The organism is Segeticoccus rhizosphaerae (assembly GCF_005222685.1).
GTDB classification, from domain to species: domain Bacteria; phylum Actinomycetota; class Actinomycetes; order Actinomycetales; family Dermatophilaceae; genus Segeticoccus; species Segeticoccus rhizosphaerae.
Genome location: NZ_SWMA01000008.1, coordinates 66029 through 89498 on the forward strand (window position 1 = coordinate 66029; position 23470 = coordinate 89498).

At 71.7% G+C, this 23470-nt stretch carries 22 protein-coding genes; 17 read left to right on the plus strand and 5 right to left on the minus strand.

The window, feature by feature from the left end:
* The first annotated feature begins 48 nt into the window (after positions 1-48).
* From FCN22_RS08255 to FCN22_RS08285, 7 genes are all read left to right on the plus strand, one after another.
* Positions 49-612, plus strand: a complete 564-nt coding sequence (locus FCN22_RS08255; protein ID WP_202911470.1) for an RNA polymerase sigma factor — start codon at positions 49-51, stop codon at positions 610-612.
* Positions 609-2000: a sialidase family protein gene (locus tag FCN22_RS08260; protein ID WP_137121071.1), complete on the plus strand. Its 1392-nt coding sequence runs from the start codon at positions 609-611 to the stop codon at positions 1998-2000. The genes FCN22_RS08255 and FCN22_RS08260 overlap by 4 nt, the downstream gene beginning before the upstream one ends.
* Before the next feature lie 132 nt (positions 2001-2132).
* The gene (locus FCN22_RS08265; RefSeq protein WP_137121072.1) at positions 2133-4817 is read left to right on the plus strand and encodes a bifunctional acetate--CoA ligase family protein/GNAT family N-acetyltransferase; all 2685 of its coding nucleotides are present in this window, start codon (positions 2133-2135) and stop codon (positions 4815-4817) included.
* A gap of 14 nt (positions 4818-4831) precedes the next feature.
* Positions 4832-5434: a DUF5998 family protein gene (locus FCN22_RS08270; protein WP_238384601.1), complete on the plus strand. Its 603-nt coding sequence runs from the start codon at positions 4832-4834 to the stop codon at positions 5432-5434.
* 27 nt (positions 5435-5461) lie between these two features.
* Positions 5462-6592, plus strand: coding sequence for an alkaline phosphatase family protein (locus FCN22_RS08275; RefSeq protein WP_238384602.1), 1131 nt, complete (start codon positions 5462-5464; stop codon positions 6590-6592).
* 142 nt (positions 6593-6734) lie between these two features.
* Positions 6735-7460 carry a thymidine kinase gene (locus FCN22_RS08280; protein ID WP_137121074.1) on the plus strand — a complete coding sequence of 242 codons (726 nt, stop codon included), beginning with the start codon at positions 6735-6737 and terminating at the stop codon, positions 7458-7460.
* Positions 7461-7527: 67 nt separating this feature from the next.
* On the plus strand, positions 7528-9243 hold the full coding sequence (locus FCN22_RS08285) for an MFS transporter (protein WP_202911471.1): 1716 nt from the start codon (positions 7528-7530) through the stop codon (positions 9241-9243).
* A gap of 72 nt (positions 9244-9315) precedes the next feature.
* Here FCN22_RS08285 and sepH read toward each other — a convergent pair whose 3' ends face one another.
* Positions 9316-10791: a septation protein SepH gene (gene sepH / locus FCN22_RS08290; protein ID WP_137121076.1), complete on the minus strand. Its 1476-nt coding sequence runs from the start codon at positions 10789-10791 to the stop codon at positions 9316-9318.
* Positions 10792-10887: 96 nt separating this feature from the next.
* Between sepH and FCN22_RS08295 the strand changes: the two genes are divergently transcribed.
* From FCN22_RS08295 to FCN22_RS08305, 3 genes are all read left to right on the plus strand, one after another.
* A complete protein-coding gene (locus FCN22_RS08295) occupies positions 10888-11523 on the plus strand; it encodes a trimeric intracellular cation channel family protein (protein ID WP_137121077.1) in 636 nt (211 codons plus the stop codon).
* Positions 11524-11645: 122 nt separating this feature from the next.
* Entirely contained in the window at positions 11646-12767 is a 1122-nt protein-coding gene (locus FCN22_RS08300; RefSeq protein WP_238384612.1) for a ferrochelatase, read from the plus strand.
* A complete protein-coding gene (locus FCN22_RS08305; protein ID WP_202911472.1) occupies positions 12764-13603 on the plus strand; it encodes an inositol monophosphatase family protein in 840 nt (279 codons plus the stop codon). The genes FCN22_RS08300 and FCN22_RS08305 overlap by 4 nt, the downstream gene beginning before the upstream one ends.
* Positions 13604-13642: 39 nt before the next feature.
* Here FCN22_RS08305 and FCN22_RS08310 read toward each other — a convergent pair whose 3' ends face one another.
* Positions 13643-15166 carry a DHA2 family efflux MFS transporter permease subunit gene (locus FCN22_RS08310; RefSeq protein WP_137121078.1) on the minus strand — a complete coding sequence of 508 codons (1524 nt, stop codon included), beginning with the start codon at positions 15164-15166 and terminating at the stop codon, positions 13643-13645.
* A 163-nt stretch (positions 15167-15329) separates the two neighbouring features.
* On the minus strand, positions 15330-15530 hold the full coding sequence (locus FCN22_RS08315) for a hypothetical protein (protein WP_137121079.1): 201 nt from the start codon (positions 15528-15530) through the stop codon (positions 15330-15332).
* A 284-nt stretch (positions 15531-15814) separates the two neighbouring features.
* Here FCN22_RS08315 and FCN22_RS08320 point away from each other — a divergent pair, with 284 nt between their 5' ends.
* From FCN22_RS08320 to FCN22_RS08340, 5 genes are read left to right on the plus strand one after another with little or no spacing between them, the layout of a single operon-like run.
* Positions 15815-16114, plus strand: coding sequence for a DUF4193 domain-containing protein (locus tag FCN22_RS08320; protein WP_137121080.1), 300 nt, complete (start codon positions 15815-15817; stop codon positions 16112-16114).
* Positions 16115-16147: 33 nt separating this feature from the next.
* A complete protein-coding gene (dut, locus tag FCN22_RS08325) occupies positions 16148-16624 on the plus strand; it encodes a dUTP diphosphatase (protein WP_137121081.1) in 477 nt (158 codons plus the stop codon).
* An 8-nt stretch (positions 16625-16632) separates the two neighbouring features.
* Positions 16633-17571 (plus strand): DUF3710 domain-containing protein, encoded by a 939-nt coding sequence (locus tag FCN22_RS08330; RefSeq protein WP_238384603.1) that lies wholly within the window; start codon positions 16633-16635, stop codon positions 17569-17571.
* A 7-nt stretch (positions 17572-17578) separates the two neighbouring features.
* Positions 17579-17980: an OB-fold nucleic acid binding domain-containing protein gene (locus tag FCN22_RS08335; protein ID WP_162308160.1), complete on the plus strand. Its 402-nt coding sequence runs from the start codon at positions 17579-17581 to the stop codon at positions 17978-17980.
* Positions 17970-18626 (plus strand): DUF3159 domain-containing protein, encoded by a 657-nt coding sequence (locus FCN22_RS08340; protein WP_137121082.1) that lies wholly within the window; start codon positions 17970-17972, stop codon positions 18624-18626. Before FCN22_RS08335 ends, FCN22_RS08340 begins: the two co-directional genes overlap by 11 nt.
* Positions 18627-18722: 96 nt before the next feature.
* Here the strand turns inward: FCN22_RS08340 and FCN22_RS08345 are convergent, their stop codons facing one another.
* The gene (locus tag FCN22_RS08345; RefSeq protein WP_137121083.1) at positions 18723-19406 is read right to left on the minus strand and encodes a potassium channel family protein; all 684 of its coding nucleotides are present in this window, start codon (positions 19404-19406) and stop codon (positions 18723-18725) included.
* Positions 19407-19430: 24 nt separating this feature from the next.
* Positions 19431-20093: a potassium channel family protein gene (locus FCN22_RS08350; RefSeq protein ID WP_137121084.1), complete on the minus strand. Its 663-nt coding sequence runs from the start codon at positions 20091-20093 to the stop codon at positions 19431-19433.
* Positions 20094-20139: 46 nt separating this feature from the next.
* Between FCN22_RS08350 and FCN22_RS08355 the strand changes: the two genes are divergently transcribed.
* Positions 20140-22185 carry an APC family permease gene (locus FCN22_RS08355; RefSeq protein WP_373681292.1) on the plus strand — a complete coding sequence of 682 codons (2046 nt, stop codon included), beginning with the start codon at positions 20140-20142 and terminating at the stop codon, positions 22183-22185.
* A gap of 1 nt (position 22186) precedes the next feature.
* A complete protein-coding gene (locus FCN22_RS08360; RefSeq protein WP_137121086.1) occupies positions 22187-23455 on the plus strand; it encodes a class I SAM-dependent RNA methyltransferase in 1269 nt (422 codons plus the stop codon).
* Positions 23456-23470: the final 15 nt, after the last annotated feature.

Consider the following 23470-nt stretch of genomic DNA (forward strand, 5'->3'; position numbering starts at 1 on the left):
GGACAGACAGGTGACCAACCGGGCGGCTTCCTCGGTCGTCTACGGGGCATGACGACGATGGTGGCCGGGGGAGCGCTGCGTGCCCGACCCCGCCCGGGAGGCGATGTGGCAACGCGCAGCACCGACCTCGACGCGGAGCAGGCCGTCAAGGAGGTCTACGACGCCCACTACGGCATGCTCGTCGGCTGGACCACCAAGCTCGTCAGCGACCCCGATCTGGCCCATGACTTCGTCACCGAAGCATTCGTCAAGCTGCTGCGCCACTGGGACACCGTCATCGAGCCGCGGGCCTGGCTCTACACCACCGTCGCCAACCAGGTGCGTGACCACTGGCGCAAGCGCGGGCGCGAGGCCACGGCATACGAGCGGTTGCAGGCCGGGCAGCGTGACCCCGACGTGGCACCGCTGCAGGACCAGGCCACGACCCTGTCGGTGCGCGAGGCCGTGGAGTCGCTGCCACCGCGGTTGCGAACCCCCGTGCTCCTGCACTACTTCGCGGATCTGACGGTGGTCCAGATCGCCCGGCAGCTCGGCAAGTCCGAGGGCACCATCAAAAGAGACCTGTATGACGCCCGCCACAAGATGGCGGCGATGCTGGAGGGAGTTCGATGAACGACGAGCGGGAGCGGCACGAGGGTGACGACCCCGTCGCCGACTTCTTCGCGCGCGAGCGGGCCTCGATCCGACCCGAACCGGCGGACGACCTGCGCTGGCAGCGCATCGTCCGGGAGGCCCGGCGTGGCCGGCAGTCCCGCTGGCTCGCCACCGTCGGGGGAGTGGCGGCGGCCGGTGTCGTGGCCGCGACGCTCGCCTTCGGACCGCAGGTCGCAGACACGCTCCGCGGCACCCCGCAGCTCGGGCCAGTCGCACCTGCCTCGCAGTCGGCCGCACGCTCGGCGGCGCCCACCCCCCACGTGTCGTCCGCGCCGTTGCCGAACCCCACCACCGGGTCGTCGACGAGCTCGCCTACGGGAGCCCAGTCCTCGACGGCCTCGGCGTCGCCGGAGGCCGGCACGTTCGTCGCGGGCTCCTTGTCCAACTCGGGCAACAAGCGTCTCTACCTGCTCGGCAACAGCCAGTGCGGCGACAGCCGATGCCCGGTGCTGCAGACCTCGTCGGACAACGGCAGGACCTGGGAGGTCGTGCACACCTTCTCCGCCCAGGACGCTGACCTGACCCAGGTGCGCTTCGCCAACCCCGAGGTGGGCTGGGCCTACGGCACCTCGTCGATCCGGATGACCCGCGACGGCGGCCGCACCTGGCACGGTTACCCCTTCCCGGGCGATGCCGTCCTCGACCTGGAGTCCAACGGCAAGGTCGTCATCGTCACCTCCAGCAGCCAGTGCGCGTCCGGCACCTGCTCCGGCGTCCTGCGGGTCTCTGTCACGCCCATCGGGGGATCGGCAGCGACGCAGACGGCGCAGTTCCATGGCGGTCTGCAGCGAGCCGACATCGCCACCAGCAGGGAGCACACGGTCATCGATCCGCGCTGGCCCACCACGGCCAGCCGGGTCGGCGGCCCGTGGACCCTGGCGGGCGCGGACCTCGTCGGCACCGGGCCGGTCAGCAACATCACGACCAGCTGCATCGCGACCGGCAAGGGCCTGCTCACGGTCGGCTCCAACGACCCGGGACGACTGGTCTCGCTGTGCCCGGTCGGCGGGACCGGCACCTTCGAGGTGCACAGCAGTGACGACGGCGGCTCCACCTGGACCCGGCAGGGCAACGGCCTGTCACTGCCCGGCAGCGGCCCGGTCTCGCTCGCCGCCGCCAGCAAGTCGCACCTGCTCGCGATGCGGGGCGACACCCTGCTGGTCAGCACCGACGCCGGTGCCAGCTGGCACACTCCGGCCGGCCCGCCGCCGACGCCGAGGCAGGGCTGGGCCTGGATCGGTGCACCAGGCGGCACCCAGCTCTACGCGATCGCCCACGACCAGGGCGGCTACTGGGTGAGCAACGACTGGGGCGAGCACTGGACCGAGGTGACTCCCGGCTCCTGACCGTCCACGTCATACCCGCCCAAGGCCCTGCTCTCGTGCGGATCACTGTTGCGGCCAGAGGGCGCTGGTCGCGGGGATGGCAACAACGATCCGAGGCGCGGCCCGGGCGCCCGGGGACGGCATACTGGCCGGATGACCGACGCACGTGAGCTGCCCGAGGGCTACCCCTCCGAGTGGGAGGCCGACGTCGTCCTCCGCGACGGGTCCGTGGCCCACGTGCGACCGATCACGCCGTCCGACGCCGACGCCATCCAGGCCTTCCACGCCCGCCAGTCCGCCGAATCGGTCTACCTGCGCTTCTTCGCGCCGATCAAGCGGATCAGCGACCGTGACCTGGAGCGGTTCACCCACGTCGACTACGTCGCCCGGGTCGCCCTCATCACCACCGTCGGCGAGGAGATCATCGGCATCGCCCGCTACGACCGGCTCGAAGGAGCCTCGGGACCCACGGCGGAGGTCGCCTTCAACATCGCCGACAGCTACCAGGGCCGCGGGGTGGGGTCGGTGCTGCTCGAGCACCTCGCGACCATCGGCAGCGACCACGGCGTCCGCCGGTTCGTGGCCGACGTGCTACCCCAGAACCGCAGGATGATCGGGGTCTTCGAGGACGCCGGCTTCGAGGTCACCCACCAGTTCGACGACGGCGTCATCGCGGTGTCCTTCGACATCGAGCCGACGGCCCGCAGCCAGGCGGTCATGCTCTCGCGCGAGCACCGGGCCGAGTCGGTCAGCGTGCGCGCGGTCCTGCACCCGAGCTCGGTAGCGGTGGTGGGGGCCAGCCGGCGCACCAACTCGATCGGGCACCGGTTGCTCCAGAACGTCGTGGAGGGCGGCTTCACCGGCACGGTCCACCCGGTCAACCCGGAGGCGAGCGAGGTGCTGGGCCGCAGGGCGGTTGCCCGGGTGTCCGACATCGGGGAGCCGGTGGACCTCGCGGTCATCGCCGTGCCGGCGCCGGCGGTCGTCGACGTGGTCCGCGACTGCGCCCGCGCCGGGGTGAAGGCGGTGCTGGTCGCCTCCGCGGGTTTTGCCGAGACAGGGCCTGACGGCGCGGCACTGCAGGACGCGTTGCTGCGGACGGCGCGCACCAGCGGCATGCGCGTCGTCGGGCCGAACTCGTTCGGCATCATCAACGCCGATCCCGACGTTCGCCTGAACGCCTCCTTGGCGCCTGCGATCCCGGCGCCGGGGACCCTGGGCCTGTTCTCCCAGAGCGGCGCCCTCGGGATCGCCGTCCTCGAGTCGGCGAGCCGGCGTGGCCTCGGCATCTCGGCTTTCGTCTCCGCGGGCAACCGGGTGGACATCTCGGGCAACGACATCATGCAGTACTGGATCGACGACGACGGCACCGACGTGGTCGGCCTCTACCTCGAGTCGATGGGCAACCCCCGCAAGTTCTCCCGCATCGCCCGCCACCTCGCTGCCGGGAAGCCGGTCATCGTGATCAAGTCGGGGATCTCGGCATACGGTGTGCCGCCCGGACACCGGGTGCGGCTCACGCGCGCCCGGCCGGGGGCGTTCGACGCGATGCTCCGGCAGTCCGGTGTGATCCGGGTCGAGAACGTCCACCAGCTGCTCGACGTCGGTCAGTTGCTCCTGCACCAGCCGTTGCCGGGGGGACCCCGCGTCGCCATCGTCGGCAACTCGGACGCCCTCGGTGCGCTGACCGCGGACTCCTGCCTCAGCTGGGGACTGGAGGTGGCCCACGGACCCGTCTCCATCCCGTCCGGTGGGTCGGCGGAGGAGTTCCGTGCGGCGTTGGCCACGGCGTTCGACGACCCGGAGGTCGACAGCGTGATCGCGTGCTTCGTCCCGCCGCTGATGACCGCCGACGAGGAGGTCGCGTCGGCACTGGCCGAGGAGGCCGCGAAGCACGACAAGCCCTGTGTCGCCACGTTTCTCGGTATGCGGGGAGTGACCGAGGCCTTGTCGGCGGCATCCCCCGACCCACGAGGGCGACGGTCGGTGGTGCCGGCCTACACGATGCCCGAGGACGGGGTGCGGGCCCTGGTGGCCGCCACGCGGTACGGCGAGTGGCGGGTCCGCGACCACGGGCAGCGGGTCTCACCCGACGGCATCGACCGGGCACGCGCGCGGGCGCTGGTGCACGAGGTGCTCGCCGGGTCGCCGGACGGCCGGCAGCTGCGCCCGGACGAGGTCACCGAGCTGCTCGCGGCCTACGGTGTCGCGGTCTGGCCCACGGTGTCGGTGGCCGCCGCGGACGACGCGGTGCGCGCCGCCGACGGACTGGGCTATCCCGTCGTGCTGAAGTCGGTGTCGCCCCTTGTGCGTCACCAGGGTGGGCTGACCGGCGTGCGGGTGGACCTTTCGAACGCTGAGGCGGTGCGCACGGCATACGCGGCTCTGGACGCACGGTTGGCACCGCTGCACGCCAACCGCTTCGTGGTCCAGCGCCAGGCCACCCTGGGTGTGCCTTGCGTGATCGGCACGGCGGAGGACCCGCTGTTCGGGCCGGTCGTGAGCTTCAGCGTGGGGGGACCTCCGACGGAGCTGCTCGACGACGTCGCGCACCGCATCCCGCCGCTGACCGACGTCGACGTGGCGGATCTCGTCGGCTCGGTGCGGGCGGCACCGCTGCTGCACGGACACCGAGGAGCCGCGCCCGTGGACCTCGCGGCCCTGCACGAGCTCGTCGCGCGGTTGTCGGTGCTGGCCGACGACCTGCCCGAGGTCGCGTCGCTCGAGCTCAATCCGGTGAACGCGCACGAGCAGGGTGCGGACGTGCTCGGCGCGGAGGTGGCGCTCGCGCCGGCGCCGGTCCGGACGGACACGGGTCGCCGGGCCCTGACCTCGTGAGCGAGGATGGGGTCATGGTCCGTTCCAGCAACCGGTCGATGATCGACCACAGCTCCCTGCCGTCCGAGGTCACCGAGGCGATCGAGCAGGCCGGTTACTACCCTGCCCTCGTGGTCGACGTCGTCGCGGCGGCGGTGGCCGGTGACGAGGTGGTGTCGCACCTCGTGCACCAGGAGACGACCTTCGACGAGGACGCGGTCCGGCGCCACATCACCGTGCTGGTGATGACGGGGGGCAGGCTGGTCATCGTGCACGCGGACGACCACGCCGCCGACCACGACGACGCGCAGCAGGTCGCGACGGCCACGAGCGAGACGGTGCCGCTGTCTGCGGTGCGGGGAGTGATGCTCACGCACGTGGTCCCGGGGCCGGACCGCTACGTGCCGGGCACGCTGGGCCGAGAGGTCAGCCTGACCCTTGGCTGGGGGGCGGTCAGCCGGGTCGACCTGCTGCCGGCGACCTGTGGCGATCCGACGTGCGAGGGCGACCACGGCTACGACGGCACGATCACCTCCGACGACATCAGCCTGCGGATCAGCGCCGAGGCGGATGGTGACACCGCGCTGGGCCAGGCCCTGGCTTTCGCAGGTCACCTGTCCTCGGCCATCGGGCGCTGACCGTTGCCGACGCAGGTCCAGCCCCTGGTGCCCTCCTACGACGGTGCCGGCCTGGCCGGGGTGCTGCCGTCGGTCGTCCACTCGCTGGGCGTGGCCGGACCGCCGGGGCCCTTCCCCCTGCCGCCGGCACGTCGGGCCGTGGTGGTGCTGGTCGACGGGCTGGGCCTGGAGCTACTGCGCTCGCGCAGCGGCCACGCCCCCTTTCTGCGTTCCCTGCTGGCGGGGTCACCGAGCCTGACCTCCGGGTTCCCGTCCACGACGGCCACCAGCATGGGGACCTTCGGGACCGGCCTGCCGCCCGGAGCGCACGGACTCGTCGGCTACGAGGTGCTCATCCCCGGGGAGGACCGGCTGCTCAACGAGCTGTCCTGGGAGGACGGCCCTGACCCCTTCGTCTGGCAACCCTCGGAGACGGTGTTCCAGCGCGCCGAGGCCGCCGGGGTGGCCGTCACCCGGGTCGGGCCGCACTACTTCGACGGCTCCGGGCTGACCAATGCGGCGTTGCGGGGCGGTGGCTTTCGGGCGGCGCGCGGTCTGGAGGCGGCGGTGGACACCACGCTGGCCGCGGTGCGCGAGACGCCCCGGTCGCTCGTCTACCTCTACTGGGGCGACCTGGACAAGGTCGGTCACGTGCACGGCTGCCGGTCGTGGCAGTGGGGCGACGAGCTGGAGCAGATCGACGCGCAGCTCGCTCGCCTGAGCGAGGCGCTCCCGACCGACACCTCGTTGACCATCACGGCCGACCACGGCATGGTCGATGCGCCTCACGCGTTGCGCATCGACCTCGCGCACGACGAGGAGCTGGCAGCCGGGATCCGCCACGTGGCAGGGGAGTTCCGCGGACTGCAGCTGCACTGCGAGGACGGGGCCGCCGCCGACGTGATGCAGACGTGGTCGGACCGGGTCGGTGAGCGGGCCTGGATCCGCAGCCGTGACGAGGCGATCGACCAGGGCTGGTTCGGGCCGGTGACCCAGCGGGTGCGACCGCGCATCGGGGAGATCATCGTCGCGATGCGCGAGAACTTCGCGATCGTCGACTCGCGTTCGGCGCGTCCGCAACTGCTCTCGCTGCTGGGACTGCACGGTTCGCTCACTCCGGACGAGCTGGCGATCCCGATGCTGCACCGGATGGCGAACAGCCAGGCAACCGGTCGGTAGGTTGCTGCTCCTCGACCGGGAAGGTCAATGGTTTCCTCAGTCCTGGAGCCGCAATCAGGTGACCAGCGGAGGGCGGCACAAGGGCACGGTGGCGCGACCCTGCCGCGGAGGAACAGCGGCAGTGAACATAGAGTCAGCGACCGTGGCTGAGCTCGTCTTCTTCTCCGGGACCATGGACTGCGGCAAGTCGACACTGGCCCTGCAGATGGACCACAACCACGCGGCGAGGGGCAGGGGCGGCCTGATCTTCACCAAGCACGACCGGGCGGGGGAGGCGGTGCTCTCGTCGCGGCTGGGGCTGTCCACGCCTGCCCTGGAGGTGACCGACGAACTCGACTTCTGGGACGTCATCGTCGGGCAGGCCACCCACGGGCGCCGGGTCGACTACCTCATCTGCGACGAGACGCAGTTCTACACCCCCCTTCAGGTGGAGCAGCTGGCGCGACTGGTGGACGAGATGGGGATCGATGTCTACGCCTTCGGCATCACGGCAGACTTCCGCACCGAGCTGTTCCCCGGATCGCGCCGGATGATCGAGCTGGCCGATCGCACCGAGGTGCTGCAGGTCGAGGCTCTGTGCTGGTGCGGTCGCCGGGCCACCCACAACGCCCGCGTCGTGGAGGGCACCATGGTGGTCGAGGGCGCGCAGGTGGTCGTGGGCGACACCGGTGCGGCACGCGAAGGTGTCGTCGAGTACGAGGTGCTCTGTCGCCGGCACTACATGCGTCGTATGACGTCCCATGCCGCCCGCGCGGCAGCGGTCTCCGCCGAGGTGCTCCCCTTCGACCTCGACGTGTGCCCGCTCCCCGTCCGCCGCGATGCCGAGGAGTCCGAGCGTCGCGGCGCGACGCCTGACCGCCGGAAGTGAGCGACGCGCGGGTCCGGTAGCGGCCCCGCATCAGCGCGGATCGCCGCGCATTCGGCAAGATGGGGGTGTGCCGCCCGATGACCACTTCGACCCACCGGCGTGGACGGACGGACCGGATCGTGCCGTGCCTCCGCCCGACGGGGATGGAGCACGGCATCGACGGGCGGCCCGTCGCCGGGCCCGTGCGGGCAAGCTGGCCAAGGGCGTCGGCCGGGGAGCCCGGGGCGTGGGCAAGGGAGCCGGCGCCAGCGCCCGGGTGACCGGGAAGGCGGCCACGTCAGCCTTCCACCTGGCGCGTCGGGCAAGCCATGCGGAGGGAGCTGGGGAGAGCGGGCTGTCCCGCCTCGTGGAGCTGGGGGCGGTCAACGCGGCCGGGGACACCACCGTTGCGGTGGCCCTCGCCGGCTCGCTGTTCTTCCAGGTGCCGTCGGGCGAGGCACGCGGTCAGGTGGCCCTGTTCCTGCTGCTGACCATGCTGCCCTTCGCGATCATCGCGCCGCTCGTCGGTCCCTTCCTCGACCGGTTCCGGCGCGGCCGCCGGTGGGCGATCGGCACCACGATGGCGCTGCGCGCCTTCTTGTGCTGGGTGCTCGCCGCGTCCGTCTCCGAGCAGTCGGCGTGGCAGTTCCCTGCAGCGCTGGGGGTCCTGATCGCCTCCAAGGCCTACAACGTCACGCGTTCGGCCGCCACGCCACGGATGGTGCCGCGCCAGCTGACGTTGGTGAAGGCCAACGGGCGGCTGTCGCTGGCGGGAGTGGCGGGCGCGGCGCTCGCCGCCCCGATCGCGGGCGGGCTCTCGCTCGTCGGCCCCGAGTGGACGCTCCGCTTCGGCTTCCTGGTCTTCATCCTCGGCACCATCCTGGCGATCCTGCTGCCATCCCGGGTGGACTCCTCGACCGGCGAGGAGGAGCTGTCGATGCTCGGCATGACCGGGGCCGGCAAGGGGCGCCGGCTCGGCCCGGAGGTCGTGACCGCGCTCCGGGCCAACGTCGGGCTCCGGGCGCTGTCCGGGTTCCTCACGATCTACATGGCCTTCCTGCTGCGCGATGTGCCGTTCCCCGGGTGGGAACACCGGATGTCGCTGCAGATCGCGCTCGTGGTCGGCGCCGCCGGTGCCGGCAGCGCGCTCGGCACCTTCCTCGGGTCGGTCGTACGCTCGCGGCCGCCACAGGTGGTCGTGCTCGCGGTCCTGATCGTCGATGCCGTCGTCGCCGTGGCGGCCGCGCTCTTCTTCGGGGTCGTGCTCGCTGTGGTGCTCGGGCTGACCGTCGGACTCTGTCAGCAGCTGGGCAAGCTCTCGCTCGACGCGATGATCCAGGACCGGGTGCCCGAGGAGGTGCGCACCAGCGTCTTCGCCCGCTCCGAGACCCTGCTGCAGCTGTCCTGGGTCCTCGGTGGCGGCCTGGGCATCCTGCTCCCGCTCAACGCCGGTCTCGGCCTCGGGGTGATCGGTGGGCTGCTGGTGTGCTGGCTGGCGCTGGTGCTGTTCCTCCGGGGTGGTCGGAAGCTGCCCGTCCCTGAGGCGGCTGGGCGGGTACCGGGACGTCGCCGCGGTGCCGGCCAGGGGCCCAGGGCTCCCCGGTCGGCACCGACCGAACGGATGGCCCGGCGCGGACGGACGCGGCCGATGCCGCACGATGATCCACACGAAAAATCCCCCGGCGAGCAACCCTTCGACCCGGGTGCGGCCTACGAGGTGGAGCGGCCGCCGACGGACCGGCGGCACCCACCGCGGCCGCCCGACCCGGACGGGCGGTGGAGTGACGGCTGGCAGGACCGCTGAGGCCATGGCGGGCGCCGTTCTTCCGTGCGGCGAGTCCGTGCACCTCCCGCCCCTGGATCACGCGTCAGCGGATCAGCCGTCGCTGCGGGGCGTCCCGAACATGATGTCGTCCCAGCTCGGGACACTCGGCCGTCCGCTCTTGCGCGACGACCGCCGCGGCTTGGTGCGGTCGGGCTCGGACTGTTCGGCCTCGGCAGCCACCGAGGCCACCTGCTCCGGCGCCGAGCGAGGCTGGGCAGCGTCGGGTTCATCGGCCTGAGGGTCCTCATCGACGGCATCGGCCGAGCCGGCTTCGGGCCGGGCTGCTTCGGAGCCGTCGGCCTGATCGGGCTCGACCCGACCGGTTCCAGCGGACTCCTCTGCCTCGTCCTCGGCGGTCTCGTCCGTCCCGGCCTCCACGGGCTCCACGGCCTTCACGGGCTCCGCGGCCTCCTCTTCGGGACTGCTCTCTTCGGCCTCGTCCGCGTCGAACAGCCCGGGCTCCTCGAACCGCGTCCCCTGCGGTTCCGCCTCTTCGCCTTTGGCCTCCACGCCGGCGCCCGTGGTCACCGGCTCGGGATCGGCTTCGGGAGCTGCGTGTGCGCCCGGTGGCGGGGGCATCGTCGCCGGGTCGTAGGCGATGTCCTCCAGCGGCAGGGCATCGTCGGGAGCGTCCTCCGCGCCGGGCACGTGCGCCGGCGAGGTGGGAGGAGCGGTCTTGCGCTTGCCGCGACGACCGGAACGGCGGCCACGCGCGGCGCTGCGCTCGCGCATCGTGGTCATCAGGTCGACCGGCTCCTCGTGCGACGCGTGGGACCGGTCGCTGTGCGCGGAGTCATCCTCTTCGCGGCGCGACCCGGTGCGCTGCGCCGAGGTGGCGCCGGCAGCACCCGACCGCTCGGCGGGACGCAGCCCGCCCTCGGCCTCGACGTCATACACACGGGTCTTGCGGCGCGGGCCGGCGGCGGTCGGGATGGGGCCACCCACCGGCTCCTGCTCGTCGCCGCTGAGCCACCTCGCCTCGTCGTCGAGCGGGGTCAGCGCGCGGTCGAGCGGGTCGAAGTGCCATGAGGCGCGCCGCTCGCGGCCACCGGCCGGGAAGATCGCGACGACGGTCCACGGTCCGGTCTCGCGCCGCCAGGCGTCCCACTGCGCCGCGTCGGCAGGCACGCCGCGGTCGGTCAACCGGGCGGACACCCGTGCCTCGACGGTCTGCACGCTGGCGGCCCCGCCAGGGGTGCGACCGCGGACCGAGACCCGCCGGGCCAGCCCCGCGATGTGCTCGCGCTCGGCGAGGATGGGGCCTTCGTAGCGATGGACCTTCTCGACCGGCCAGCCGGCTCGTTCGGCGGCTTCCTCGGCACTGGCGCCACCGCGGATCAGCGCCTGGACGTCTCGGGGCCGCAGCGTGCTCCCGCCGTCCTCCGCGGGCAACGGTCGCCTCGGGTGGTGCCGCAGGCCGTCGCGCAGCTGGTCGTCGATGGGTAGGCGGAAACGCTCCTCGCCGTCGCCGGCCAGCAGCAGGTGCTCACCGTCCTCGTGCACACCGATCAGTCGCAGGTCCTGCATTCACGTCTCCTGTGGTCGCCCCGTTCAGGGGCGACTCTGCCACCTTCGCCGCCTGCGGCACAGTCGGACGCGCCGCACCGGTAGTTTTGGGAGGCCATGCTCATCCACGACGCCAACCTCCAGCTCGCCCTCGACATGGTGGGTGTGTTCGTCTTCGCGCTCTCCGGGGGCCTCGTGGCCGTGCGCAAGCGGCTCGACGTGGTCGGTGTCATCGTGCTCGCGTGGGTCGCCGGTCTGGGCGGCGGGACGATCCGCGACGTCCTCATCGGCGCGGTGCCACCGGTCGGCGTGTCCGACTGGCGTCAGATGGCCGCGGCCGCGGCGGCCGGTCTCCTGACCTTCGTGTTCCATCCGGGATTCGGCCGGATCAGTCGCTTCGTCCGGGTCCTTGACGCGTTGGGCCTCGCGGTGTTCGCGGTGGGCGGCTCGCTGAAGGCGCTCGGCTACGGCGTGACCCCGATCACCGCGGTCGTCGTCGGCGTGGTGACGGCGGTGGGTGGCGGGATGATGCGCGACGTCCTGGCGGGGCAGGTGCCGGAGGTGCTCCGCCACGAGCTGTATGCCGTGCCCGCTCTGCTCGGGTCGACGATCGTCGTCGTGGCCTCGAAGACCGAGCACCTCAACGTCGTGGTCGTCTGGCTTGCGGTGGCACTCGTCTTCGCGGTGCGGATGGGCGCTGTCATGCTGGACCTCAACGCCCCCAAGCCCCTACGCACCGGAGACCGTTCGTGACCTCACCTGCCGCCGAACCCGCCGACCCCGTGGGCCCTGCCGACCCTACCCAGCCGTCCACCGGCCCCGTCGAGCCGGCCGACCCGGCGACCCCGGACGAGGTGCTCGAGCCCGCGCCGGACCTGCGGGAGACCGACCGCCTGGAGCCCTACGACGCCGTGCTGCTGCTGTCCTTCGGTGGCCCGGAGGCGCCCGAGGAGGTCATGCCGTTCCTCCGCCGGGTCACCGCCGGTCGTGGCGTCCCCGACGACCGCCTCGCCGAGGTGGCGGAGCACTACCACCGGTTCGGGGGCCGCAGCCCGATCAACGACCAGAACCGCGCGCTGCTCGCAGCCCTGCGCGGTGAGCTGGACCGCCGGGGGACCACCACGCCGCTGCTGTGGGGCAACCGCAACTCCGAGCCCTTCCTGAGCGACGTCCTGCGCGGCGCGCACGAGACCGGGCTGCGCCGGGTGGTGACCATCGTGACCAGCGCCTACTCGTCATACTCCTCCTGCCGGCAGTACCGCGAGGACCTCGCCGACGCGGTCGCGGAGCTGGCGGACGAGGGCCGTTCGATGGAGGTCGACAAGATCCGCCCGTACGCCAACCATCCCGGCTTCACACACGCCACGGTGCGGCTGGTGACCGAGGCCGCCCGTGAGCTGGCGCAGCGCACCGGCGCCGACGACGCGCACACCCGCCTGGTCTTCGTCACGCACTCGATCCCGACCGGGATGGACGAGACCTCGGGCCCGGGGGACGGCGAGGGCAGGGCCTACCAGCGCCAGCACGCACAGCTGGCCGCCGCCGTCGCCGACGAGCTCGGCGTCACGCTCGGCCGCGAGCTGGACTGGTCGCTCGTCTACTGCTCGCGGTCCGGGTCGCCGTCGCGGCCCTGGCTCGAGCCCGACGTCTGTGACCACCTGCGGGAGCTCGCGCAGGAGGGTGTCACCAATGTCGTGCTGGCTCCGATCGGCTTCGTGTCGGACCACATGGAGGTCATCTACGACCTCGACACCGAGGCCGCGCAGGTCGCTGCGGAGCTCGGGATCACCATGGTGCGCGTCCCCACGGTCGGCACCGACGAGGAGTTCGTCAGCGGCCTGGTGGACCTGCTCGAGGAGCGCGCCGCGCAGGCCCGCGGCGAACAGGTGGCGCGTCCCGCCTGGCCCGACCCGCACGCCCTGCCCGCCATCTGTCCCGCCGGGTGCTGCCCCAACCTGCGCGAGCACCGGCCCGCCCTGTGCGGAGCGGACCGGTGACCCGGTCGCAGATCCGTTCCGGCGAGGGCGCAGAGCTCGAGGAGCTGGCCGTCGAGCTGGCCCGCGAGGCCGGTCGGCTGATCGTCGAGGAGCGCCCCGACCGGGTGACGGTCGCCGAGACCAAGAGCAGCGCGACCGACGTCGTGACGGTCATGGACCAGCGGGCTGAGCGCCTGCTGCGTGACCGTCTGGCCGCGGCCCGGCCGGATGACGGCATCCTCGGCGAGGAGGGGGAGAGCACCTCGGGCAGCAGCGGACTCACCTGGGTCGTGGATCCGATCGACGGCACCGTCAACTACCTCTACGGGCTGGCGGCCTTCGCGGTGTCGGTCGCGGTCGTGACGGGCGACCCGACCACGCCGGGCGCGTGGGAGCCGGTCGCGGCGGCGGTCGACCATCCCGTCGCCGGCGAGACCTTCCACGCCCGCGCCGGCGGTGGGTCCTTCGTGTCGTCCGCGGCCGGCTCGCCGGTCGGGCTCCGGGCCAACCACGTGGACCGGTTGGACCGCGCCCTGATCGGCACCGGCTTCGGCTACCGGGCCGAGGACCGCCGGCGCCAGGGGGCGGTCGTCGCCGACCTGCTGCCGCACGTGCGTGACATCCGCCGGGCCGGCAGCGCCGCACTCGACCTCTGTCACGTGGCGGCCGGGCGGCTCGACGGTTACTACGAATCGGGCCTCAACCCGTGGGACCTCGCAGGCGGGCAGCTGGTGCTGACCGAGGCGGGCGGCCGGGTCAGCGGCCTGCACGGTGCACCGCCGAGCCGGGACATGGTGATCGCCGCGGGCCCGGCCCTGCACCCCCTGCTCCGCGACGCGGTCGACACCCGACACTGATCACTGGTCGCCCCGCGCGGCCCGACCCGCGGCGGCCAGTCAGTGGACGGCGGCGACCGTGGGGTCGACGGCCTTGGCGGACGGGTGCCGCGGCAGGAAGAACGCCGGGATGAAGGTCAGGATGACCAACACCCACGCCACCGTGAACGTGCCCGAGAAGCCGTCGGCGATCTGGGCCACGGCCTGCGGGATCTGGGCCTGCGTCAGCTGCGGCGGCTGGCCGGACTGCATGGACTCCATGAGCTTGCCGCCGAGCGGCGACCCCAGGATCTGGTTGGTGAGCACCACCGACATGACCGCCGCACCGACCGAGCTGGCGATCTGCTGGACGATGTTCATCAACGTGGAGCCCCGCGCGATCATCTGGTCCGACAGCGTCTGCAGCGCCGCCGTCATGTTGGGCATCATCGTCGCGCCCATGCCCATTCCCATGACGAACAGCGCGCTGAGCAGCAGCCAGTACGACGTGTCGGCACCCACCTGGGTGAGCACCGCCATACCGACGACGATCAGGACCAGACCGGACAGGACGATCCGTCCGGGACCGATCTTGTCGGTGAGCTTGCCGGCCAGCGGCATGGTGAACATCGCGCCGATACCCTGCGGCGCCATGAGGATTCCGGCCGAGAGGGTGGATTCGCCCCGGACCTGCAGGAAGTAGCTCGGGATGAGCAGCATGGCGCCGAAGAAGGCCACGGCGAACATGAACATCGTGATCACGGCCACGGTGAGCTGGCGGTTCTTGAAGAGGCGCAGCTCGATCAGGGGGTGCTCGGGCCGGAACGCATGCACCACGAACAGGGCGATCAGCACCGCACCGATCGCCGCGGGAACCAGGACCTTGGTGGCGAGGACGGTGCCTTCACCCGGCACGGACGAGACGCCGAAGAGCAGCAGCGCCAAGCCAGGCGACATGAGCAGCATGCCGACGAAGTCGAAGGACTCCGACGGGGTGGGGGCGTCCTTGGGCAGCACCCTGGCCGCCGTCAGGAAGGCAGCGATGCCGATCGGCACGTTGATCAGGAAGATCCAGTGCCAGCTGACGCTCTCGATCAGCCAGCCGCCGAGGATCGGGCCGGCGATCGGGCCGAGCAGCATGGGTACGCCGAGCACTGCCATGACGCGGCCGACCCGCTCCGGTCGCGCGGCGCGGGTCATGATCGTCATGCCCAGCGGCATCAGCATGCCGCCGCCGAGACCCTGGATGACCCGGAAGGTGATCAGCGACTCGATGCTCCAGGCGGTGCTGCACAGAACGGACCCGAGGACGAACAGCACGAGGGCCAGCAGGTAGAGCCGCTTGGTGCCGAACCGGTCGGCCGCCCACCCGGTCAGGGGGATCACCGTGGCGAGGGCCAGCGTGTAGCCGGTCATCGTCCACGCCACCGTGGCGTAGGTGGCGTCGAACGTCGACTGGAAGGTCGGCAGAGCGACGCTCACCACGGTGATGTCCAGGATGGACATGATGGCGCCCAGCACCACCACACCCGCGACCTTCAGGACGGCGGCGTCCAGTTTGTCGTCGGCGGCGGGCCTCGCAGAAGACGGTGGAGCAGCGGACATCAGTGATCCTCCGGACGGTTCCCCCTGCAGGGGCTGGCGGGTGACGGCGACGCCATCGGGTGTCGCCCCCGAGGCACATCACGATTTTGTCACGCAGCGGCCGCGGGGAGCGACAGAATTTCCGGCGCTACCCGGCGATCTTGATCACGTCCTCAGGCAACTGCTAGCAGGCGGCCGGATCGCCGCCCAGGAGCGGCTCGGCCTCGGGCACGCGCACGCCGTGCTCGCGTGCGGTGCGCACCAGCGTCTCCAGCTCGCCCGTCCGCAGCTCGACCAGGTAGTCGTCGCCCTTGCGACGCGCCTCCTGCAGTGCCCGCACGGTCTGCTTGATCCGCCGCTTGATCACGGCCACGAACTCACTCATGCCTTGCCACCTCCTGGTCCGGGGCGCAGACCATATGCGACGACCCCGGGGCGCTGTCCAACGCGGCAGGTGAGCGGGGGTGCAGGGGCGGTGGTTTTCGCCCGAGGCGGACCCCGGTGTGCGGACGCCGAGCGGGATAGGGCACAATCCGCCGCGCGACTCGGGCACAAAACGTGACCCCGCCGCGTTATCCCCGCAAAGCCGCGACACACCGTCCGCGGTGCCGCATTCTTGAACATCCTTGATCTGGTCACAGAACATCCCGAGGGAGGGGTTCCCACCCCATGGCAACTGATTACGACGCACCACGCAAGACCGACGACGACGGGGCCGAGGACTCCATCGAGGAGCTGAAGTCCCGCCGCGTGAGCAAGTCCACGTCGAGTGTCGACGTCGACGAGACCGAGCAGGCCGAGGGCTTCGAGCTGCCGGGTGCAGACCTGTCCGGCGAGGAGTTGTCGGTCCGGGTCCTGCCCCGCCAGGCCGACGAGTTCACCTGTTCCCAATGCTTCCTGGTCCACCACCGCAGCCAGCTCGCCAAGGAGGTCGGCGGCCAGCCGGTGTGCCGCGACTGTGCCGCCTGAGGTGGGCAGGCGCACCAGATAGGGTCACTCCTCGTGACTGACCCCGCTCCCGTCCCGGTGCTGCTGCGACGGTTGGATCCCGACCTCCCGGCGCCCGGCTACGCACATCCGGGGGACGCAGGCGTGGATCTGCACGCGCGCGAGGACGTCACCTTGGCGCCGGGGGAGCGGGCTCTGGTGCCGACCGGGGTGGCCATCGCCCTGCCGCAGGGATACGCCGCATTCGTGCACCCCCGCTCGGGGCTCGCCAGCCGGCACGGAATCACCACGCTGAACGCGCCGGGCACGGTCGACGCGGGCTACCGTGGAGAGATCCAGGTGAACCTGATCAACACCGACAAGGACCAGGCCTTCACCCTCCACCGGGGTGACCGGGTCGCGCAGCTGGTGGTGCAGCAGGTGAGCCCGGTCAGGTTCATCGAGGTGGACTCGCTCCCGGGAAGCCATCGGGGTGACACTGGACACGGAGCCAGTGGGGGCTTCGGCCCCCAGACGACGACAAAGGACTGAGCACGCAAGTGGGCATCTTCCGCCGCAAGGAGAACAAGACCGGGCGCCATCGCGGCACCGACCGGCCGGCCGTCGTGCCGGCGGCTTCGGACGAGGCGCCCCTCATCGAGGACGGTCCCGTCACCGACGAGGCGTCCACCACGGACCCCGCGTCCGTGCCGGGCGAGCCGGGCGAGGGCACGGTGGACGACGTGGCGACCGACGCGGGAGTCGGCACCGAGGGCGAGCAGGAGGAGCCGGAGGACGAGCCGGAAGCGCCGGTGCCCACCGCACCGGTCACCCGCCGACACGGCCCGGTGGATCGCTCCGAGGGGCCGTTCGACGAGTCCGAGGTGGAGGGTCCAGGCGGGCGCCTCGACCTCGGCGCCCTGTGGCTGCCCGGCCGGCCGGGCATGGAGCTGCGGGTCGAGGTCGACCAGGAGAACCAGACGATCGTGGCGCTGACGGCCGCGCTCGGTCAGTCCGCGGTGCAGCTGCAGGCCTTCGCCGCGCCGAAGTCCAGCGGCATCTGGGACGAGGTGCGCAGCGAGATCGCGGACAGCATCATCGCCCAGGGTGGCACGGCCGAGGAGGTCGACGGGCCCCTTGGCGCCGAGCTGCAGACCCGGATGCCCGGTCGCGGCGCGGACGGTCGCACCGTCTTCTCGCCGGTCCGGTTCATCGGCGTGGACGGGCCACGATGGTTCCTGCGCGGGGTGCTGTCCGGCCGTGCCGGGTCGGACGTCGACGCGGCGGCCGAGCTGATCGAGATCGTCAAGGAGACGGTCGTGGTCCGAGGACCCGACGCCATGGCTCCGCGGGAGCTGCTCGGCCTGCATCTGCCGGCCGAGGTCACGCAGGACGGTCAGGACGAGGCGGGGGCCACCGAGCCCGAGGACGGCGGCCAGCAGGACGCCGACGACCTCAACCCGTTCGAGCGCGGCCCAGAGATCACCGAGATCCGCTGAGGCTCCCGTGTCACACTCCACCGCATCCACCCCATCCACCGCCGGCAGGCTGAGGCAGCTCGCCAGCCGGTTGTCGCGCACCCAGGACGAGGCCGAGGTGGAGGAGCTGCGGGTCGAGTCGGACCGTCCCGGGGTCACCGCGATCGCACAGCTGCAGAACCGTCGGCACGCCAACGTCTGCGGCGTCGTCCGCAGCGTCACGCTCCGTCCCCGCGAGAACGTCCCCGCCCTCGCCGTCGAGCTCTACGACGGCACCGAGCTGATGACGTTGGTGTGGCTCGGCCGTCGGCGGATCCGCGGCATCGAGCCCGGCGTCTTCCTCACGGCCAGGGGATGCGTCTGCATGCGCCGGGGCACGCCGACCATGTTCAACCCCTACTACGAGCTGATGCCCGGCCGTGGACACTGAGGCCGTGGTGGACGCGCCCACGGTGGAGGGCCTGATCAAGGAGCGGCTGTCGGCTGCCCTCGGGGGCTGGCGCGGTTCGCTCGAGACCGCGTTGCCGACCGCGGCGTTCGTCGTCGCCTGGGTCTGGGCGCACGACGTGCGCACCGCCGTCTACGCCGCGGTCGCCGTGGCGGTGGTGCTCCTCGTGGTCCGGCTGGCCATGCGACAGACGCCCCGCTACGTCTTCTCGGCTGTCATCGCCACCGCGATCGCCGCCTTCTTCGCCCTGCGCAGCGGTCAGGCGCAGGACGCCTTCCTCCCCGGCATCCTCGGCAGCATCGGCTTCGGGCTGCTCAGCATCGTCTCCGTGCTGGGACGCTGGCCATTGGTCGGATTCATCGTGGCCGCAGGCGATCCCGCGATGGCCGAGGACCCGCTCGGGTGGCGACGCAACGCCGCACTCGTCCGGGTCTGCAACCGCCTGACCCTGGTGCTCGTCGGACTGTATGCCGTCCGCGTGGCCATCATGCTGCCGCTCTACTTCGCCGGCCAGGTCGCTCTGCTCGGCGTGTCCAAGATCGTGCTGGGCTGGCCGGCCTACCTCGCGGCCGTAGCCGTGATGGGCCTGATCCTCGTGCGCGGCAACACCGCTCTCAGCGACGACTGAGCGGCGACGACCCGCGGCCACGATGGAGCGGAGCGACCCTGCCGCCGAGGAGCCGCGACCACCGGGACCGAGCGGCGAGGGCCAGCGGCACGGTCGTCACTCCCTGCCCCGGGTGGGCCGCTGGCCAGGGCTCAGCATCTGCTCGAGGGCATCCTCGGTCTCCGGCGTGGACACGAACAACAGCTCGTCGCCACCCTCGATGGAGTCGTCCCGGGTCGGCGCAATCGCCTTGTCCTCGCGCAGGATCGCCACGAGCACACACTCCGGGGGCAACTCCAGGTCTCCGACGCGGTGCCCGGCATACGGGCTCTCGATCGGCAGGGTCAGTTCCACCATCGTGGCGTTGCCCTGCTGGAACTGGAAGATCCGCACCAGGTCACCGACGCTGACGGCCTCCTCGACCAGGGCGGTCATCAGGCGTGGCGTGGACACCGCCACGTCGACCCCCCACGCCTCGTCGAAGAGCCACTCGTTCCTGGGGTTGTTGACCCGGGCCACCGTGCGGGGGACCCCGAACTCGGTCTTGGCCAGCAGCGACACCACGAGGTTGGCCTTGTCGTCACCGGTCGCGGCGACGACCGTGTCGCAGTCGGCCAGCCCCGCCTCGCGCAGGGCGCTGATCTCACAGGCGTCTGCGAGCAGCCAGGAGGCCTCCGGCATCCGCCGTGACTGGACGTCGTCGGCGTCCTTGTCGACGAGCAGGACCTGGTGGCCGTTGTGCAGCAGCTCGCGGGCGATGGAGCGGCCGACGCTGCCCGCTCCGGCGATGACGACGCGCATGGGGTCGCAGGTCCTTTCGGTGGGCTACGCGGGAGGAGGGGACTGGTCGAGCAGCTGCTCGATGACCGGGATCTGGTCGGACGTGGCGACGACGTGGACGAGGTCACCCTCCTGGTAGACGGTGTCCGGGCCCGGGATCATGCCCTCGCCGAGACGCGTGAGGTAGGCGATGCGAGCGCCGGCGACGGCCTCGATCCTGGAGAACCGCTGGCCGACCCAGTCGGCGTGGACCGGCACATCGGCCAGCACGATCTTGCCGCTCGGGTCGGTGTGCTCCGGCACCGAACCCAACGGCAGCAACCGGCGCAGGGTCTGGTCGGCCGTCCAGCGGACCGTGGCCACGGTGGGGATCCCGAGTCGCTGGTAGACCTCGGCCCGACCGGGGTCGTAGATCCGCGCCACCACGTGCTCGACGCCGTAGGTCTCGCGGGCAACTCGCGCGGCAAGGACGTTGGAGTTGTCACCGCTGCTGACCGCTGCGAACGCGTAGGCGTTCTCGATCTCCGCCTCGCGCAGGGTGTCGCGGTCGAAGCCGAGGCCGGTCACCCGGCGGCCCTCGAACGTGGCGCCCAGACGACGGAACGCCGCGGGGTTCTGGTCGATGACGGCCACGTCGTGGCCCTGCTCCTCCAGCGTGCCCGCGAGCATGGAACCCACGCGGCCGCAGCCCATGATCACGAAGTGCACGGTGCGACCGTACACCGCGGGCTGCGCGGACATACACTTGCGGATCGTGTCGACATCGGGCCGGATCATCAAGCGCGTTCTCGTGGGTCACGCCATGCGCAGCGACCGCCTCGGTGAGACCCTCCTGCCCAAGCGGATCGCCTTGCCGGTCTTCGCGAGCGACGCGCTCTCCTCGGTCGCCTACGCCCCCGACGAGATCTTCATCACCCTGTCGGTCGCCGGTCTGTCGGCCTACGCGTTCTCCTGGAAGGTCGCGGTCGCCGTCGCGCTCGTGATGCTGACGATCGTGGCGTCCTACCGGCAGAACGTGCACGCCTACCCCTCGGGAGGCGGGGACTACGAGGTCGCGACCACCAACATCGGGTCCTTCGCCGGCCTCACCGTCGCGAGCGCCCTGCTCGTCGACTACGTGCTCACCGTGGCGGTGTCGATCTCGTCCGGGGTCCAGAACGCCGCGTCGGCACTGGGGTTCGTCAACGGGCACGAGGCGACGTATGCCGTCGCGCTGGTGGTCCTCCTCGCGGCGGTCAATCTGCGCGGCGTGCGCGAGTCCGGCGCCACCTTCGCCATCCCCACCTACTGCTTCATGGCGGCGATCATCGGGATGACCGCGTGGGGGCTCGCGCGGCTCGCGTTCGGGTCACTGCCGGCCGTGTCGAGCGCGCAGTTCGAGGTGCCCTCCGACACCAGCTTCACCCACGGCCTGGGCACGGCGGCGGGCGCCTTCCTGATCCTGCGCACCTTCTCCTCGGGTTGTGCCGCGCTGACCGGCGTCGAGGCGATCAGCAACGGCGTGCCGGCCTTCCGCAAGCCCAAGAGCCGCAACGCCGCGACGACGCTGCTGCTGATGGGGACCATCGCCGTCACCATGCTCATCGGCATCATCGTGCTGGCCAACGTGACACACCTGCGCTACGTCGACCCGGACTCCGACATGAACCGGCTGACCCTGGACGGGGTCCACGGGGTGCAGACCGCGCCCGGTGTGGCGATGTTCCCGAACGGCGTGGAGTACGACCAGCACACGGTCGTCGGCCAGCTCTCCGACGCGGTGTTCTCCAACTTCCCGCCCGCCTTCTACTTCACTATCGCCGCCACCGGCATCATCCTCGTGCTGGCGGCCAACACCGCCTTCAACGGCTTCCCGGTGCTCGCGTCGATCCTCGCCAAGGACGGCTTCCTGCCCCGGCAGCTGCACACCCGCGGCGATCGGCTCGCCTACAGCAACGGCATCCTGATCCTCGCGGCCGGCGCGATCGTGCTCATCGTCGCCTTCGATGCCCAGGTGACCCGGCTGATCCAGCTCTACATCGTGGGCGTGTTCGTCTCGTTCACCACCAGCCAGATCGGCATGATCCTGCACTGGAACCGCAACCTGCGCCGGGAGAAGGACCGTCGGACGCGGGCACGGATGATGCGCAGCCGCGCGATCAACGCGCTCGGGGCGAGCATGTCGGGGACCGTGCTGGTCGTGGTGCTGGTCACCAAGTTCACCAAGGGCGCCTGGATCGCCATCGCGGCCATGGTGGTGCTCTTCGTCATGATGCGCGCCATCCGTGGCCACTACCGGCAGGTGAGCGAGGAGCTGGCGGTGGACGACGACGCCGAGGAGACCGTGCTCCCCTCGCGCGTGCACGCGGTGGTGCTCGTCTCCAAGATCCACAAGCCGACCATGCGGGCGCTGTCCTACGCCAGGGCAACCCGGCCGTCGATCCTCGAGGCCGTCACCGTCGACGTCGAGGCCGAGGAGACCAAGGCGTTGCAGGACGAGTGGGACCGGCGCGACATCCCGGTGCCGCTCAAGGCGCTCGCGTCGCCCTACCGTGAGATCACCCGGCCGGTGGTCGACTACGTGAAGTCGATCCGGCGCGACAGCCCCCGGGAGGTCGTGGTGGTCTACATCCCGGAATACGTCGTCGGGCACTGGTACGAGCAGATCCTGCACAACCAGAGCGCGCTGCGGCTCAAGGGCCGGCTGCTGTTCACCCCCGGAGTCATGGTGGCCAGCGTCCCGTGGCAGCTGCACTCGTCCGAGGGCGCCGAGGGCCGGCTCGAGGGACCGACCCCCGGGTCGGTGCGCCGGGGGAGCTGACGTGGGGGAGCAAGCGCCTTCTCGCGTCGGCGAGCTGGTCGAGCTCGACATCGGCCCCGTCGCCCACGGCGGCCACTGCGTCGCCCGTGACGAGGGGCAGGTGGTCTTCGTCCGGCACAGCCTGCCCGGCGAGCGGGTCCGCGCGCGCATCACCGAGGGGCGGGCCGACTCGCGGTTCCTGCGGGCGGACGCCGAGGAGGTGCTCGTCGCATCCCCCCACCGCGTCACGCCCCCCTGCCCGTATGCCGGGCCGGGCCGGTGCGGCGGGTGCGACTGGCAACACGCGTCCCCGGCCTACTCGCGGGAGCTCAAGGCGGCCGTGGTCTCCGAGCAGCTGCGCCGGCTGGCCGGTCTCGAGCTGCCGGTGACGGTCGAGCCGGTGCCCTCGCCAGTCGACGTCGACATCGGCGCCGACGCCGCGGACCGCGGGCTGCGCTGGCGGACCCGGGTGGAGTTCGCCGTGGGCGAGGGAGGCCATGCCGGCCTTCGCCGGCACAGGTCACACGACGTCATACCCCTCGACGACTGCCTGATCGCCACCGACGCCGTCGTCGGCACCGGGGTGCTGGGCCGTGACTGGACGGGGTCGAGGTCGGTGGACGTCGTCGCACCGAGCGGTGGTCCGGACGTCGTGGTCGTCCCTGTCCCGTCCGGCGAGGGGTCGGCACCGCGGGTCGTCGAACACGTCGCGGTGGGGGAGTGGAGCCACGAATTCGTCGTGGGAGCGCGCGGGTTCTGGCAGGTGCACGCCGGTGCGGCGGCCACCTTCGTGGGCCACGTCCTCGACGAGCTTGCGCCGCGGCCGGGTGACCGTGCGGTCGACCTCTACTGCGGCGTGGGGCTGTTCGCCGCTGCGCTCGCCCACGCGGTGGGCGAGGACGGCGCCGTCCTGGCGATCGAGTCCGACGCCGGCGCGGTGGCCGACGCCGAGGACAACCTGCGGGCCCTCCCACAAGTCGAGATCCGCGGGGGCACGGTCGACCGGGTTCTGCGACCGCTGGTGCGCCAAGGGATCCGTGCCGACCTCGTGGTGCTGGACCCCCCGCGCAGCGGGGCTGGTCGAAGAGTCATCCGGGACGTCGCGGCCCTCGGGGCCCGAGCCATTGCCTACGTCGCCTGCGACCCCGCGGCGCTGGCCCGGGACCTCGCCTACGCGAAGGACGCGGGTTATCGGCTGGACCGGTTGCGCGCCTTCGATGCCTTCCCGATGACACACCACGTCGAGTGCATCGCCACACTGGTCCGCGAAGAGCCGCGTGAACGGCGGTGAGCCGACCGCCCGTTG